Source organism: Apibacter sp. B3546 (genome assembly GCF_009827885.1).
GTDB lineage: Bacteria > Bacteroidota > Bacteroidia > Flavobacteriales > Weeksellaceae > Apibacter.
Genome location: NZ_WINW01000002.1, coordinates 462,383 through 478,994, shown reverse-complemented (window position 1 = coordinate 478,994; position 16,612 = coordinate 462,383). Strand labels below are relative to the sequence as shown.

The window sequence follows — 16,612 nt, the reverse complement described above, 5'->3', positions numbered from 1 at the left end:
ATTTATTTACGGTTCTTTTTTTATTTAATATAACCAATATGTAAATTTGTTATTTAGATTAACTTATTGAATATAAATTTATTACCTATTATACCGCCTGTTTATATTTTATCTTTAAAAAAATAAACTTTATATCGGAAAAAATTTATATATAATTTTGTACAATATTTGTAATTATATAAAAATTAAGTTTAATGATAAAAGTTTAAATATGAAGGTATCATTTTTTTCAACACAACCCTATGATATAAAATTCTTTAATGAATGTAACAAAAATTTTAATTTTGATTTAGAATATTTTGAACCCAATTTGGATGAACATACAGTCAATATAATTGAAGAAGGAACCGATGCCATTTGCGTTTTTGTAAATGATAAATTAAACGAAGGGGTAATTAAAAAACTAAAAAAAAGAGGAATTAAATATATAGCATTAAGAAATGCAGGATTCAACAATGTAGATTTAGAAGCTGCTAAAAAATATGAAATAAAAGTATGCAGAGTTCCTGCATATTCTCCTCAAGCAGTAGCAGAGCATACATTGGCGATGCTTTTAACCTTAAACAGAAAAACACATAAGGCATACAATAGAGTTAGAGAACAAAATTTTTCCCTTAATGGATTACTGGGTACTAACATCTATAAAAAAACGGTGGGTGTTATAGGAACAGGTAATATTGGTAAAGTATTTTGTAAAACAATAAAAGCCTTAGGGACAAACGTATTAGCTTACGATGTCTATCCCAATGAAGAACTAAAAAAAGAAGGATTTAAATACGTTACCTTAGAAGAGTTACTAAAACAATCCGATATAATTTCTTTACATTGCCCTTTAACCCCTGAAACACATCACATAATAAACAAACATACGATAAGCTTAATGAAAAACGGCGTGTATTTAATTAATACCAGTAGAGGAGGTTTAATTAATACACAAGATATTATTGACGGATTAAAATCTAAAAAAATTGGTGCATTAGGAATTGATGTTTATGAACAAGAAGATAAATTATTCTTTAGGGATTTATCTGAAACCATCATTGAAGATGACAAAATACAATTATTACTTTCGTTCCCTAACGTTTTAGTAACGGCGCATCAGGCATTTTTCACAGAAGAAGCATTAACACAAATAGCATTAGTAACATTAGATAACTTAAGACAGTTAAGCAATAACAACAGTATTGAAAATAAAGCGGCAGAATTAGTATAGGTAGCGAAACTTTATTTTCATTTTTGAAAGCTTAAAAGAAAATAAAATCGAATTTCAACTTCCTAAAGAGTAAAAAATAAATTCAATATATATTATATTTCTTTATAAAATAAAATATATTTTAAGTATTTTTTTTAAAATTATAAATAATTTGATAAATGTTTGATATATAAATAAAAAAAACGTGATTTTATCAGGTGATTTTAGATAAATAAAATAAAATGTTATTTTTATTAATCAAATTTTATTTTAATAACTTATAATTCAAAAAAAGTACTTATTTTTACCGATGTGAAGATAAAATGAGAATCGATACTAAATTTTTTCAAAAAGAAGCATTTTTTGTAGCGCAGGAATTATTAGGGAAAAAAATCGTAAGAGCTTATGATTCCGGAGAAATAGTAAAATATACTATTACGGAAACAGAAGCATACGGAGGAGAAGAAGATTTAGCCTGTCATGCAAGTAAAGGTAGAACCAAAAGAACAGAGATTATGTACCATGAAGGAGGAAAAGTATATGTTTATCTGATATATGGAATATATTGGATGCTAAACTTTGTTACGGGTAAAAAGAACGAACCTCAAGCAGTATTAATAAGAGGCGTTGAGGAATGTTCCGGTCCGGGACGAGTTGGCAAATTATTACAGTTAAATAAAGATTTTTATGGAGAAGATTTAGCTTCTTCTAAAAAAATTTGGGTTGAAGATTCTCAAATTAAACCAAATTTTATTACCACCGTACGAGTAGGAATAGACTATGCAGGAGAAATTTGGAAGAATAAACTTTGGAGATTTATAATAACTTGAAACTAACAATACTTATGAAGATATTAACATCAACGCAAATAAAAGAATGTGCAAGTCAATTCATTGAAAGTGAAATGACAACATCCTTAGATTTAATGGAAAAATCAGCTTTAGCTTGTTTTGATTGGCTAAAAAGCAGATATTCGAACGAATATACCTATTACATTTTTTGTGGAAAAGGAAATAATGGAGGAGATGGTTTAGCTTTAGCTAGATTGTTGAATAATGAAAATTATAATGTCGAAGCTTTTATTATACAATCCTCTTCTGACTTTACAGAAGATACTCAGATCAATTTTGATAAATTTCCAAAATCAGTAGATTTTATTGAAGGAGATGACTTTGAAGTTAATGAAGAAAAAGCAATTATTATTGATGCTTTATTTGGTATAGGATTAAATAACAAATTGAAAGGAGAAGCTGAAAAAATAGTTTCAAAATTAAATGAAATCAATGCTATAAAAATTTCAATTGATATACCTTCAGGTTTATTTACAGATTCACTTCCTGAAGAAAACCAAACGGTGTTTAGGGCAGATGAAACCTTGACTTTTGAATTTTATAAAAGATCTTTTTTACATCCCGAAGCAGCACAATACGCCGGTAAAATACATGTACTGGATATAGGTTTGGATAAAAAATTTATTGAAAATGAACAAACCGATAATTTCCTTATAGAAAATGATTTTTTTGAGAAAAATTATAAAAGAAGAAGTCCGTTCAGTAATAAAGGAACTTTCGGAAAAGCCATTATAATAGGAGGGAGCTATGGAAGAATGGGATCTATTACCTTCTCCACCTTGTCTGCTTTACGCGTGGGTACCGGATTAGTATTTACAGGTGCTCCTGAATACGGCAGTTTAGTACTTCAAACCGTTGCTCCCGAAGCTATGTTTTTCTCATGTGGAGATAAATACATAGAAGATATACAAATTCCATTTAAAAATTATACCATAGGTATAGGCCCGGGGCTAGGTACAGAGGTATTAACAAAAATGGCATTTGAAAAAATGTTGCAAAATGAAAAAAATCCGATGGTTTTGGATGCTGACGCACTCAATATAATTTCAGAAAGCAAAGATTTATTAAATTTAGTTCCTAAAAATTCTATAATCACCCCACACCCTAAAGAATTTGAGCGATTGTTTGGGAAAACTAATTCTACTTTAGAGCAATGCGAACTTGCCAGGAAAAAAGCAAAAGAGCATGAAATTGTTATAGTCATTAAAGGGCATAACACAGCAATTTTATTACCGGATGGTCTTTGTTATTATAATGCTACAGGTAATGCCGGAATGGCAAAAGGGGGAAGTGGAGACGTTTTAACTGGTATTATCACCGGACTATTGGCACAAGGTTATGACTCAAAATTGGCAGCTATTTTAGGAGTTTACATTCACGGCAAAGCAGGAGATTATGCCTCAGAGAAATTTTCTCAAGAAGCTATGACAGCTCAAAGTATTATACAGTGTCTTTCCGATGTTTTCTTGGAATTAAATAAGTAAAAACAAATAAAAATAATTTTTTAGTAAACATTACCGGCATTACACTTAATACTTAGCGACATAAGAAATCTATTATTCCAATAGTTTTTAATTCCGGTAATGTATTATTAAATAAATAACTTAATCTTCTGAAAAATCTACGATTAATTTTCGATATTTATCTAATAATTTAGATTTAGAAAGCATTCCGATAAATTGATCATTTTCAACTACCGGTAAATACAAAGAATTTGACTTATCGAAAACTCTAAAAATAGTTTCATTATCATCAAGTAAAGAAATACACTCAGACGGTTGGGTAACAAGATCAACAATATGTAAACTTTCATAACGTTCCTTATGGAGCAAAATATTAATAAGATCATCCAAAATGATATATCCTTTAAATTTCTGATCCGAATCTTCAACGATAAAAAATTTTTTACTTGAAGAAGGAATTACCTCATTTATAAACTCAGAAAAAGATAAAGATAAAGAAATTTTAACGAAATTCTTTTCTATAAGATTTTTAATATTCATTCTACGAATAGCCTCTTTGTCTTTATTATGAGTAATCATCTCATTATTTCTTTTTAAATTATAGGTATACACAGAATGTTTATCAAAATGATATTTCACAAGATAAGCAATGGTAGAAGTAATAATTAAAGGAAATAATAAACTATATCCTCCTGTAATTTCAGCAATAAGGAAAATCGAGGTCATGGGAGCATGCATGATACCTGCCATTACACCCGCCATTCCCACTAAAGTAAAATTATGTTCAGAAAGCTTGGTAAAGCTAGTAAGATTAATAATTTTTGTAAAAACAAAACCTAAAATTCCGCCGGTAAAAAGAGCTGGAGCGAATACTCCGCCAATCCCCCCCGACGAAGTAGTAAAGCTACTGGCAACCACTTTTATAAACAAAATGCCTACTAAAAAAAGAATAAGAAAATAATCATTTTCTCTCAATATATAAAAGAAAGAATTTTTTGCTATACTTTCCGGGTGAGAACTCATTAAATGTTGCAGCCCGATATACCCTTCACCAAAAAGCGGAGGAAAAATAAAGATCAAGATACCTACTGCTAAACCGCCCAAAATAGCTTTTAAATAGATGCTTTTACTGGTAGAAAATTTCTTCTCAATTAAACGACCGATTTTTATAAAATACAATGAAAAAAAGCCACAAATAACACCTAAAATTATATAGTAAGGAATTTTCGATTTATCGAATGGCTCAAAAATCGCAAAATAAAACGATATATTATCACCTAATAAAAAATAAGAAATTAAAGCCCCGGTAGTTGAAGAAATTAAAATTGGTATTAATGACCACATACTTAAATCGATCATAATAACTTCAAGCGAAAAAATAATGGCAGCTATCGGTGCCTTAAAAATACCTGCAATGGCTGCGGAACATCCACAAGCAATGAATAAAGTTCTTAATTTTAAGTTAAGTTTAAATTCCTGGGCTATATTTGATCCAATTGCTGCTCCTGTATATACAATGGGAGCTTCGGTACCTACAGATCCTCCAAAACCGATGGTTAAACAACTGGCTATAATCGAACTGTATGTATTTTTTTTATCTATTATACTACGTTTCTTGGATATGGCAAATAAGACTTTTTCAACTCCATGACTTATATCCATCTTAACCCAATATTTAATAAAAATAACGGTCAAAATAATACCGATGGTAGGGAAAAAAATAGTCCAATAATTGAAATTAAAATTTTTATTATGATAAATCAATTCTTCAGTTAAACTAACTAAATTTTTTAAAATTACCGCACTTATTCCTCCAATTATTCCAATTAATGTACTTGCTAAGTAAATAAATGCTTGAGGATTTTGATTCCTGAATTTTCGTATTACGATGTTATATTTTACTCGTAATTTTTTAATTGAATCCCAATAGGACTCAAAATGTTTTTTTATAATAGATTGATTAATTTTCATTTATTTCATCATCAACATCTATTGAGCCAACAGTATTTTTATACAAAGAATAAACCATGGCTTGAGAAAAAGAATACGTGAAAATAATACCTACAACACACAAAAAGATTCCTAAAACTTTACTAACCAAACAAGAAATTACTAATAATAAAAATATTTTTCCAAATTTCTTATTTACGATTCTAAAACTATAAGTAATAGCTTGAATTAAGGGGACATCATCAATAATTATAAAAGCTCCGGCTAAAATAAAAGCTGGTGTAAAATAAAGAGAAGGAATAAACAAAAGGAAAGTACTAATGAAATGTAAAATTAGTACGATGAAAGCTAATCCAATAAGTTTAAAAAACTTAGTACCTTGATAGCCACTTATAAACTCTTTAAAACTTGCTTTTCCGTTTCTATCTGTTTGATAAGCACAATAAACAACGCCTGCAGTTAAGGGATATAAAAGAATGCCAATAACTGAAGACAATAAATTTTTTACAATTATTAAAGGATTTGATATATAGTTTTGAACTAATGGGATAATTTTGTTGAACGCTTGAGGATTATTTAATTTATTAATCGCTTTAATAAATTCCAGATCAATTATATTAGTTCCTAGATAGCGACCCAATAAATTATTAATTAAGTTAGTAAAAATATAGGTAAACAAAATACTAAATACTCCATAAAAAATAATATTTTTCCAAGCGGTAAACCCATCCATAATTACTTGATTAACAGATAAATTATAACCGTTCTCCTTTAATTTATCTAATTTACTTTGTAGAGTACTATTCATAAATAATTTATTAGCTTACAAAATTAAACAAATATTACCTATAATATATATATTTAGGCGCATTTCGTAAGGGAAAGCCCGTTAAAAATAAGTATCTGAAAAATAAAATATAAAAACCATTGGAAAAGCTAAGTAACTATATTATTACGATATAATAAATGTAATTATATATTTTAATAAAATATAAATTCATGGATATGTAACATTTAATTTAAAAATATACTAATTAAGTGATTGTCTATAAGTTAATAAATTATTAACCCTATATATTTTTATCATATAAACTATAGGTGAAAAATAGAATCTATGTTATAAAATAAAAATATTTACTTTTGTATGTCAAAATATTATTAAAACAATGTCACGAGAAAAAAATTTAAGAGAAGCTGCTTTAGAATATCATAGTTCCAAACCAGAAGGTAAAATAGAAGTTATACCTACCAAACCACATTCAACTCAAACAGATTTATCATTAGCCTATTCTCCGGGAGTGGCGGAACCCTGTTTAGAAATACAAAAAAATAGTGCAGATAGTTACAAATACACCTCAAAAGGAAATTTGGTAGCAGTAATTTCCAATGGAACCGCCGTGTTAGGATTGGGAGATATTGGTGCAGATGCCTCTAAACCTGTTATGGAAGGTAAAGGTTTATTATTTAAAATTTTTGCCGGAATCAATGTTTTTGATATTGAAATAAATGAAAAAGATCCGGAAAAATTTATTGAAATAGTTAAATCGTTAGCTCCAACCTTTGGAGGTATTAATTTAGAAGATATAAAAGCTCCTGAAGCTTTTGAAATCGAAAAACGATTAAAAGCGGAATTAAATATTCCGGTAATGCATGATGATCAGCATGGAACAGCAATTATATCAGCCGCTGCCTTATTAAATGCATTGGAAATTTCCAAAAAAAATATAGCAGAGGTAAAAATTGTAGTCAGTGGCGCGGGTGCAGCGGCCATTTCTTGTACCCGATTATATAAAGCATTAGGAGCCAGCCCACAAAATATATTAATGTGCGACAGTAAAGGGGTGATTTATAAAGGACGAACCGGATTGAATGAAGAAAAGCTTGAGTTTGCTGTAGATACTCCGGATAGAACTTTGGAAGATGCTATGAAAAACAGCGATGTATTTATTGGATTATCTAAAGGAAACTTGGTTACTCCTGAAATGCTTTTGTCTATGAATGAAAATCCGATTGTTTTTGCCATGGCTAATCCAACTCCCGAAATTGATTATAATTTGGCGGTGGAAACAAGAAAAGATGTTATTATGGCTACCGGTAGAAGTGATTATCCTAATCAGGTAAACAATGTTTTAGGTTTCCCATATATTTTCAGAGGAGCATTAGATGTTAGAGCAACTGACATAAATCAAGAAATGCAATTAGCTGCAGTAAAAGCCTTAGCTGATTTGGCTAAACAAAACGTTCCTGAGCAGGTGATACAAGCCTACAATGTTAAAAATATGAAGTTTGGAAGAGATTATATCATCCCTAAACCATTTGATAAGCGATTAATAACTAAAGTTTCGATGGCAGTGGCTAAAGCTGCAATTGATAGCGGGGTAGCACAACACATTATTACCGATTGGAGCGCGTATGAAGAAGAATTATTAGATCGAATGGGAAGTAACGATGAAAAAATTATAAGACAATTTAAGGCAAAGGCTAAAAGTAATCCAAAAAGAATAATTTTCGACAATGCTGAAGAATACAATGTATTAAAAGCTGCGCAAATCATAGCTGAGGAAAAGATCGCTCAACCAATTTTGTTAGGTAAAAAAGATCTTATTGAAAAAACAAAGCAATACTATAAATTAGAAATTGAGGCAGAAATATTGGATATAGATACGGTTTCGTCTACTCATAAATTTGACAAATATGTAGAGTATCTTTATGATCTAAAGCAAAAAAATGGAAAAGGAATAACCTCTCAACAACAAACTGCTCAATTATTAAATAACAGCGAATATTTAGGAGCCATTGCTGTTGAAATGGGTGAAGCAGATTCATTTTTAACCGGATTTACTAAAGATTATACGGAAGCTTTAAATCAAATTATAAAAGTTGTAGATTATTCTGAATCATCAAATATAACAGTAGCATCTGCTATGGTTCTTCTTTCTAAAAATGGACCGATATTTATTTCGGACACTTCATTAAGCAGAAATTCTTGCAGTAATGACTTAGATTTAATAGTTCAAATTACAGCCGATTTCGTAAAGAAAATGGGTATTGAACCTAGAATAGCTATGGTATCTAATGAAAATTTTGCTGGAAATTCAGTAGCATCTAAAAGTGTTGATGCAGTGGTTAGGAAACTTAACCAAACAAATCCTGATTTGCTGATTGACGGAGAAATTCAGCCCGAATATGCATTAAATGATCAATTAATCAGTGAATTTCCTTTTAGCAAGTTAGGAGGTAAATCGGCAAATGTTTTAATATTTCCTGACATAACTTCGGCTAATTTAAGTGCAAGTTTAGCAAAAGGTATTGGGTATATAAAATCTATTGGTCCGGTTCTATTAGGATTAGATAAATCTATTCAAATAATTACAGAAAATTCTAAGGTAGAAGATATAGTAAATCTGGCAACCCTTGCTGCCCTTGCTGCTCAAGAAAAAAAATAATTACTATTTCCGTAAAATAAACAAAAATGATAACCCATTTGTCAGGAATTATTTTTGAAATATCCCCTTCCAGTGTAGTTATAGACTGCAATGGAGTGGGGTATTTTGCCACTATAAGTTTACAAACCTATAAAGACATTCAAAACGAAAAAAAAGCCCTAGTATATATTCAAGAAATTATACGGGAAGATTCCCATTCGTTATATGGCTTTTCAACTAAAACCGAGCGATCCTTATTTAATCTTTTAATAAGTGTTAATGGAGTAGGTCCGGCTTCCTCCATTATGATGTTGTCCTCAATGTCTGTATCGGAAATAACCTCGGCTATTTCCGGCGGCAACAACCTGGCACTTCAAAAAATTAAAGGAATAGGAGCTAAAACCGCTCAAAGAATAATAGTTGATTTGCGGGATAAAATTTCTATATTTGAAACGTCTGAAATATTAGATTATAATTTAGGCAATAAAAACAAATCTGAAGCGTTAAGTGCATTGGAGGTGTTAGGTATTTCTAAAAAAATTACCGAAAAAATAATTGATAAAATTTTAAAGGATAATCCGGATATCGAAGTAGAAGAGCTTATCAAGGATACTTTAAAAAAACTATAAACGTTGAAAGTGTTAAGGTATATTCGTGACTATTTGCTATTGGCAACCATATTTTGTTTAAGTGGTAGTGTTTTATTTGCTCAGGAAAATGATGATGAACAAGTTTTGCAATTGGATGACCCTGTAAAATATGAGGCGTATTATGATTATAAAAGTGGAAATTACATATTATATCCCAAGCTGGGAGGTGTAGTTGTCGGTACTCCGATAACTATGACAGCCGAGGACTATACTAAATATGTAATGCAACAAAAGTTTGATGAATATTACAAAGAACGTTCACGTTTACAAGATGAAATAGGAAGAGCGAAAAAAGAAGGAAGAGAAGTAGAAAAAAAAGGCTTTATTCCGGGAATTACGGTTAAATCCAAATTATTTGAGCAAATATTCGGAGGTAATAAAATTGAACTAAAACCTTCAGGATTTGCATCCTTTGATTTAGGAATATTGCATCAAAAAATAGACAATCCGCAAATTTTACCACAAAACAGAAAGAACTTTACCATCGATTTAAGGCAAAGAATACAAATGAGTCTTATAGGAAATGTTGGTAATAATGTACATTTAGGGGTAAACTATGATACTCAGGCAGGTTTCAACTTCGAAAATAAATTAAATTTAGCATGGATTCCGGGCTCGGGAAGTGGGGCGAACTTACCCAATGGGACAAGCGGTGGAGAGGATAATATAATTAAGAAAATTGAATTTGGTAATGTAAATATGCCCCTTAGCACCAGTTTAATTACAGGCGCTGAATCACTTTTTGGAATCAAAGGGGAATTTCAATTCGGGAGAACATTTTTGACTACCGTATTTTCAGAACAACAATCCGAAGCACGAAATATAACAGTTCAAGGAGGAGGAGTAATCAATACATTTAAAATTAAAGCAATTGATTACGATGAAAATCAACATTATTTCTTAACGCACTATTTCAGAAACAATTACGATAAAGCTCTGGAGAATTATCCGGTAATTGGTTCAACCATTAATATCACTAAGATGGAAGTGTGGAGAATCGATTTAGGAAACTCAAACCTTCAAGAGCAGCATCCCGTTATAGCATTAAGAGACTTAGGAGAAAGTACCACGGGACAACTTCCCGATAATTCAAATTTAAATTTATATAGTACCATTTCAAATTTATCTGGAATCAGGGACGCTTCCACAGCATACAATAGCGTGAATGGTGTTTCTTTACCGGTTGTACCCACCTCAAGTTCTTCAGCAACTATGAAGAATTATGAAAGTGGAAAAGAATTTGTTGTTCATAAAAGAGTAAAAAAACTTTCTGAATCAGAATATACTTATAATCCACAATTAGGATATATATCATTAAATCAAAAACTAAATAATGATCAACTTTTAGCGGTAGCATTTCAATATACAGATTCTAAAAATCCGGGCAAAATATATAAAGTTGGGGAATTTTCCAATGAAGTTACCGGAGTATTGATCTTAAAATTGCTAAAACCTAATCAAATCGTCTCTCCCGAATCACCTATGTGGGATTTAATGATGAAAAACATCTATTCAATGGATGCATCTCAAATTTCTCCTGATGGTTTTATGGTTAATGTTATGTACCAAGACGCCTCTCAAGGGAAAATCAATTATTTACCGGATCCCAATGTAAGAAATTTACAGTTATTGCAATTATTAAATTGGGACAGGTTAAATCAAAATAACGATGCTACCGGTACAGGTAAAGGAGATGGTATATTTGACTTTGTAGAAGGAATTACCATAAACTCAGAGAAAGGTAAATTGATATTTACTAAAGTAGAACCATTCGGGGAATTCTTAAAAAGTAAACCAGTAGACGAAAAATTTATATTTGAAAATTTATACAAAAATCTAAAAGGAGGTAATATAGTCACATCAGATCCTCTAGCTAATCGATACACCATTGAAGGTAGATTCAAAGGAAGTATAGGTAACGGCATATCCCTGGGAGCATTTAACGTTCCGAGAGGGTCAGTTAAAGTTACGGCAAATGGTCAAACATTAAATGAAGGAATTGATTATGTAGTGGACTACCAAATGGGAATGGTAACCATTATTAATGAAACCTACAAAAATTCAGGTGTTCCAATCAATATAAGCCTGGAGAATCAATTTGCATTCAATATGCAGAAAAAAAGGTTCATGGGATTAAATGTGGAACATAAATTCAGTGATGAATTTATAGTGGGAGCGACCTTTCTTAATTATAAAGAAAGACCGTTAACGCAAAAAGTACAATTTGGTTCTGAACCGGTTAATAATTCAATGATCGGATTTAATATGATGCTGAATAAAGAATTTCCTTTTTTAACAAAGCTTACCAACTGGATTCCGGGAATTAAAACGGAAGCAGAATCCAATGTAAGTTTTAAAGTAGAAGGAGCAGCTTTATTACCGGGTGAAAATAAAACAATAAATGATAACTCTTACATTGATGATTTTGAAACAACTGCATCAAAAATAAGTCTTAAAGAACCCGGCTATTGGGGAATCGCAAGTAAACCCGAAAAAGGTGGATTTGGTAATACTTATATGAATGATATAAGAAATGGCGATGGAAGGGCATTGATTAGTTGGTATAATATTGACCCTAGATTTTTTGGAATTGGTGGAGGTCAACCATCGGGTATAGATAATAATGCATTATCCTTACACTTACAACGAAGAGTTAAATATCAAGAAATATTCACGGATAGAGATTACATAGCCGGAGAACAAATATACATGAATACGTTTGATGTATCTTTTTATCCCAAAGAAAGAGGGCCGTATAATTTTAATACACGTAATGAAGATCCTGAATCAGAACGTTGGGGAGGTTTAATGAGACCCATATCGGTAACAAATTTTGCTGAAGCGAATATAGAATATCTTGAATTTTGGATGATGGACCCGTATGCTGACAGTAAAACACCGGGATCTAATCCGTTAGGAAATAAGCCTGAACTAATTCTTCAGTTAGGAAATGTGTCTGAAGATGTGTTAAAGGACGGCTTTATGCAATATGAAAATGGTATCACTGACGATATAAGTCAAATGACAACCACTAATCTTGGGAAACAACCTAAAAATTATCCGTTAGTATATGCTTTTGATACAGAAGGAGAAGCCAGGAGAAAACAAGACGTTGGATATGACGGATTAACAAGTTTTGAAGAAGCAGATTACTATAAAAATAAAGGATACGATATAGGCAGTAACGCCAATTATGTAAATCCTATAACGGGTGAAGTTGACCCGTCTGCAGATGATTACGTATTTTATTTACATGGCGCCTGGGATTCATCTAATGAAAAAAATTCAATCATAGGAAGATATAAATATTACAGGAATTTAGAAGGCAACTCACCTTCAAATTCTATGGACGCTTCTTCAGCATCTCCGGATACAGAAGACTTGAATAAAGATTTTAACTTAGATGAAACAGAAAATTATACACAATATCGTCTTTCTTTACTAGATTCCGATTTAAGAAATAATCAAAATCCATTGGTTGTTGATAAAAAAGAGGTTGAAGTATCACTACCCAACGGAAAAAAAGGAAATACAACTTGGTATTTGGTTCGAATTCCCGTGAGTGCATATGAATTTGGTTCCGCTGAAATTTTAAACAACGTACGATATATACGTATGTTAATGAAAGGATTTTCCAATACTGCAACTTTACGTTTTGCAACTCTAGATTTAGTTAGAAGTGATTGGAGAAAATACGAAAAAAATATTTCCTCAGTTAGTGGAGAAAGCAAACAAGATACAGACGAAGGAAATGCAACCCTATTACCGGTATCAAATGTCATCATCAGCGCTGTAAACTTAGAAGAAAATTCTACATCGCGTCCACCGTATGTATTGCCTCCGGGAATAAGCAGAGAAATTTTAGGCAATACTACCGGAACTCAAATGCAAAATGAATCCTCATTAAAGTTAGAAATAAAAGATTTAAAAAATTCAGAACCTAGAGGTATTTATAAAAATATTGCATTAGACATGAGACGTTACAAAACATTAAAAATGTTTGTACACGCTGAAAATATGCAAGATGCCTCAAGTAATATTGTAGATAAAGAAGCCAAGTTTTTCATCCGTATCGGTAGTGATTTGTCAGATAATTACTATGAATACGAATTTCCATTAAAATACACACCGAATACTGCTACGTCTGCTATTGATATATGGCCGATTGAAAATACGATTGAATTAAAATTAAAAGATTTAGTAGCTGCAAAAAATGAAAAAGATAAGAATAACTTATATAATAGTACTGTTCGATATCGTAGTTATGTAACCGGTAGTGATGATAAAATCATCTATGTTAAAGGTAGACCTTCCATAGGAAATGTTAATTCAATAATGATGGGGGTAAGAAATACTTCCAGCATAGACAAGCATGTAGTTTTATGGCTGGATGAACTTCGTTTATCTGATATTGATAACGAAGGAGGATATGCAGCCAATGCAAGTATTAATTTTAATTTGGCTGATTTTGCTCAAGTATCCGCATCCGGAACGTATCAATCGGTTGGTTTTGGAGCAATCGATAGTAAACCGAGTGAAAGAAGCCAAGACGAAACCAAACAATATATGGTAAGTGCTGCCGTAAATGTAGATAGAGTTCTTCCGGATAAATGGGGAATGAAAATACCGGTTAGCATCAGTATGTCTGAAACATTTATAGATCCAAAATATAATCCGTTGGATAATGATGTGAAGTTAAAAAATGATCCAAGAAAAAATGAACTAAAAAAAGTGGTGAGAAGCTATTCCTCACAAAAAAATATTTCTATTTCGAATTTAAGAAAAGATAGAACCACAAGTAAAACGCCTAGATTCTATGATGTAGAAAACTTATCGGCTTCTTTTTCTTATTCCACTGATTATTTTAGAGATATATATACAACTTATAACATATACCAAAATTTACAAGCCTATATTGATTATAACTTCTCACCTAAAGGTGTTTATTATCAACCATTTAAAAAAATGAGAGCGGTGCAAGATACCAGCCGATTTGCAAAATATTTAAAATGGTTAAAAGAAGTTAACTTTAATCCGGTTCCTTCTCGTTTATCTTTTAAAGCTGATATTGCGAGAACTTATAATGAATTCCAATACAGAGATATCAATGCTTATCTCAATAATAATCCTAACAGTTATACTCCTATTTTTGCCAATAATTTCTTGTTCGGTTGGCAATACAATATAGGATTTAATCTAACACGTTCGCTTAAATTAGATTTCTCTTCAGGAACAAGAACCATATTAGATGATATAGGAAACGGAGTACCGGATGACGGAATGATCTGGAATGGATTGTTTACTGCAGGAAGACCTATCAATTTTAATCAAAGATTCCAATTAAATTATAGAGTACCTATACATTTACTTCCTTATTTAGATTTCACTTCTATGGAAGTAGGATATACAGGTCAATACGATTGGCAAGCGGGTTCTAATTTCCAAACTTCATACGATCCTACAAATGCCGATCCAAGAAAAAGAAGTTTAGGAAATACCGCACAAAATGCTCAAACTATAACAGTCATAGGAAATGTTGATTTCAGTAAATTCTATAATTATTTCTCAAACTATAAAAAATTTGAAGAAAAAAAACGTAAGAGACAAAGAGAAATAGATTCTTTAAATAGGGCTTACGAAACAAATTTTGCCTTAAAAAAACCTAAATTCTTTAAAAAGTATACTATTAAAAATAAGTATAAGGCTACAGATTATTTATGGATGATTGCAAGTAGTTTTAAAAGAGGTCAAATTCAGGTAAACGAGAATAAAGGAACAATTTTGCCGGGATTCTTGCCTGAACCAAGTTTTTTTGGAGTAGGTAGATATGCCGGATCAACAAGTGGTCCTACATTCGGGTTTTTATTTGGTTCTCAATTCGATTTAAGGAATAAAGCAGTAACAGAAGGCTGGGTTTCGTTAAATGAATATATGACCAGTCCATATGTGAAAACAAATAATTCGCAATTGTCTGCTACCCTGCAATTAGAACCGATTAACCATTTACAAATTGATTTAAATATCATGCTTAATCATCAAAAGACATTATCTCATTCAGGGTTTAATTCTATAGATCCATTGACAGGACAAATTGCTAATACATTCGTCAATCGATCTGCAATGTTCAGTTCTTCAATTATATCTTTTGCGACTGCATTCAAATCAGGAGATTATGTATATAATAAAATGATTAGCAACTCAATGATTTTATCACAAAGAGTGGCTGCAAAACAAGGGCAACCTTTAATCGATACCAATAATGACGGATATGTAGATGGTTATGGGTTAACCAATTCAGAAGTTTTATTACCTTCATTTGTATCTGCATTTTCAGGAAGAAGTGCAGGAAGTCAAAAGTTAGGTTATAAACGCAGTATGCCGGTTCCAAACTGGAAAATTACCTATGGAGGATTAAAAAACATTCCATTTATTAATTATTGGTTCAAAGAATTTAGAATTAATCATAGTTATATTTCAAACTATACCGTTAATGGGGTACAAACCAATCCCGATTATTATTTAGCACAAAACGATTCGACAGCACCTGAACGAGATTTAAACGGGAACAGATACAACTATTACACCTACGGAACAGTAGTCATGTCTGAAGGGTTCAGTCCACTTGCAGGAGTAGATGTCACTATGAGAAATAATATCCAAATTAGAATAGCTTACAATAAAGATAGAATCTATTCTTTAGGATTAACAAATTACACCCTACAAGAAGATTATGGCAATGAAGTAGTTTTCGGTCTGGGATATATTGTAAAAGATGTTAAGTTAAAATTGCGTTATCGAGGAGCTACTAAACCGGTAACGGGCGATTTAAATATTAGAGGAGACGTTTCAATTAGAGATAACAAAACCACCATTAGACGATTGGTAGAGTTAGATTCTCAAGTAACGGGTGGACAAAATTTAGTTTCATTGAAATTTTCAACAGATTATAACTTTACTAAGAATTTTAATCTTAAATTCTTCTATGAGCAAATGATTACTAAATACAAGGTTTCAACTGCATATCCGCTTTCAACGATAAGAGCGGGATTAAGTGCTACATTTACTTTTGGAAATTAATTAT

Annotated in this window: 8 protein-coding genes; 6 read left to right on the top strand and 2 right to left on the bottom strand. The window is 31.2% G+C overall.

The features are described from left to right. The first annotated feature begins 211 nt into the window (after nucleotides 1-211). The 3 genes from GFU93_RS02205 (at nucleotide 212) to GFU93_RS02195 (ending at nucleotide 3,527) form a co-directional block, all read left to right on the top strand. Complete coding sequence (locus tag GFU93_RS02205; protein ID WP_160566826.1) at nucleotides 212-1,213, top strand: 2-hydroxyacid dehydrogenase; 1,002 nt, start codon at nucleotides 212-214, stop codon at nucleotides 1,211-1,213. Nucleotides 1,214-1,515: 302 nt separating this feature from the next. Continuing rightward, nucleotides 1,516-2,022 (top strand): DNA-3-methyladenine glycosylase, encoded by a 507-nt coding sequence (locus GFU93_RS02200; protein ID WP_160566823.1) that lies wholly within the window; start codon nucleotides 1,516-1,518, stop codon nucleotides 2,020-2,022. Nucleotides 2,023-2,036: 14 nt separating this feature from the next. Then, the gene (locus GFU93_RS02195; RefSeq protein ID WP_160566820.1) at nucleotides 2,037-3,527 is read left to right on the top strand and encodes an NAD(P)H-hydrate dehydratase; all 1,491 of its coding nucleotides are present in this window, start codon (nucleotides 2,037-2,039) and stop codon (nucleotides 3,525-3,527) included. Between the two features lie 120 nt (nucleotides 3,528-3,647). Here the strand turns inward: GFU93_RS02195 and GFU93_RS02190 are convergent, their stop codons facing one another. Together GFU93_RS02190 and GFU93_RS02185 are read right to left on the bottom strand one after the other, a co-directional pair. Next, nucleotides 3,648-5,477, bottom strand: coding sequence for a chloride channel protein (locus GFU93_RS02190; protein WP_160542009.1), 1,830 nt, complete (start codon nucleotides 5,475-5,477; stop codon nucleotides 3,648-3,650). Beyond that, nucleotides 5,467-6,264 (bottom strand): hypothetical protein, encoded by a 798-nt coding sequence (locus GFU93_RS02185; protein WP_160566817.1) that lies wholly within the window; start codon nucleotides 6,262-6,264, stop codon nucleotides 5,467-5,469. The genes GFU93_RS02190 and GFU93_RS02185 overlap by 11 nt, the downstream gene beginning before the upstream one ends. A 358-nt stretch (nucleotides 6,265-6,622) precedes the next feature. Here GFU93_RS02185 and GFU93_RS02180 point away from each other — a divergent pair, with 358 nt between their 5' ends. From GFU93_RS02180 to sprA, 3 genes are read left to right on the top strand one after another with little or no spacing between them, the layout of a single operon-like run. Beyond that, nucleotides 6,623-8,902, top strand: a complete 2,280-nt coding sequence (locus tag GFU93_RS02180) for an NADP-dependent malic enzyme (RefSeq protein ID WP_160566814.1) — start codon at nucleotides 6,623-6,625, stop codon at nucleotides 8,900-8,902. 26 nt (nucleotides 8,903-8,928) lie between these two features. Next, nucleotides 8,929-9,510, top strand: coding sequence for a Holliday junction branch migration protein RuvA (ruvA, locus tag GFU93_RS02175; RefSeq protein WP_105297951.1), 582 nt, complete (start codon nucleotides 8,929-8,931; stop codon nucleotides 9,508-9,510). A 9-nt stretch (nucleotides 9,511-9,519) separates the two neighbouring features. Next, a complete protein-coding gene (gene sprA, locus GFU93_RS02170) occupies nucleotides 9,520-16,608 on the top strand; it encodes a cell surface protein SprA (RefSeq protein WP_370456874.1) in 7,089 nt (2,362 codons plus the stop codon). The last annotated feature ends 4 nt before the right edge of the window (nucleotides 16,609-16,612 follow it).

What these genes read in the sequence shown, in the direction of transcription:
- GFU93_RS02185 (WP_160566817.1), bottom strand. Translation starts at nt 6,264, where the DNA reads ATGAATAGTACTCTACAAAGTAAATTAGATAAATTAAAGGAGAACGGT.
- GFU93_RS02200 (WP_160566823.1), top strand. Translation starts at nt 1,516, where the DNA reads ATGAGAATCGATACTAAATTTTTTCAAAAAGAAGCATTTTTTGTAGCG.
- GFU93_RS02190 (WP_160542009.1), bottom strand. Translation starts at nt 5,477, where the DNA reads ATGAAAATTAATCAATCTATTATAAAAAAACATTTTGAGTCCTATTGG.
- ruvA (WP_105297951.1), top strand. Translation starts at nt 8,929, where the DNA reads ATGATAACCCATTTGTCAGGAATTATTTTTGAAATATCCCCTTCCAGT.
- GFU93_RS02195 (WP_160566820.1), top strand. Translation starts at nt 2,037, where the DNA reads ATGAAGATATTAACATCAACGCAAATAAAAGAATGTGCAAGTCAATTC.
- GFU93_RS02180 (WP_160566814.1), top strand. Translation starts at nt 6,623, where the DNA reads ATGTCACGAGAAAAAAATTTAAGAGAAGCTGCTTTAGAATATCATAGT.
- GFU93_RS02205 (WP_160566826.1), top strand. Translation starts at nt 212, where the DNA reads ATGAAGGTATCATTTTTTTCAACACAACCCTATGATATAAAATTCTTT.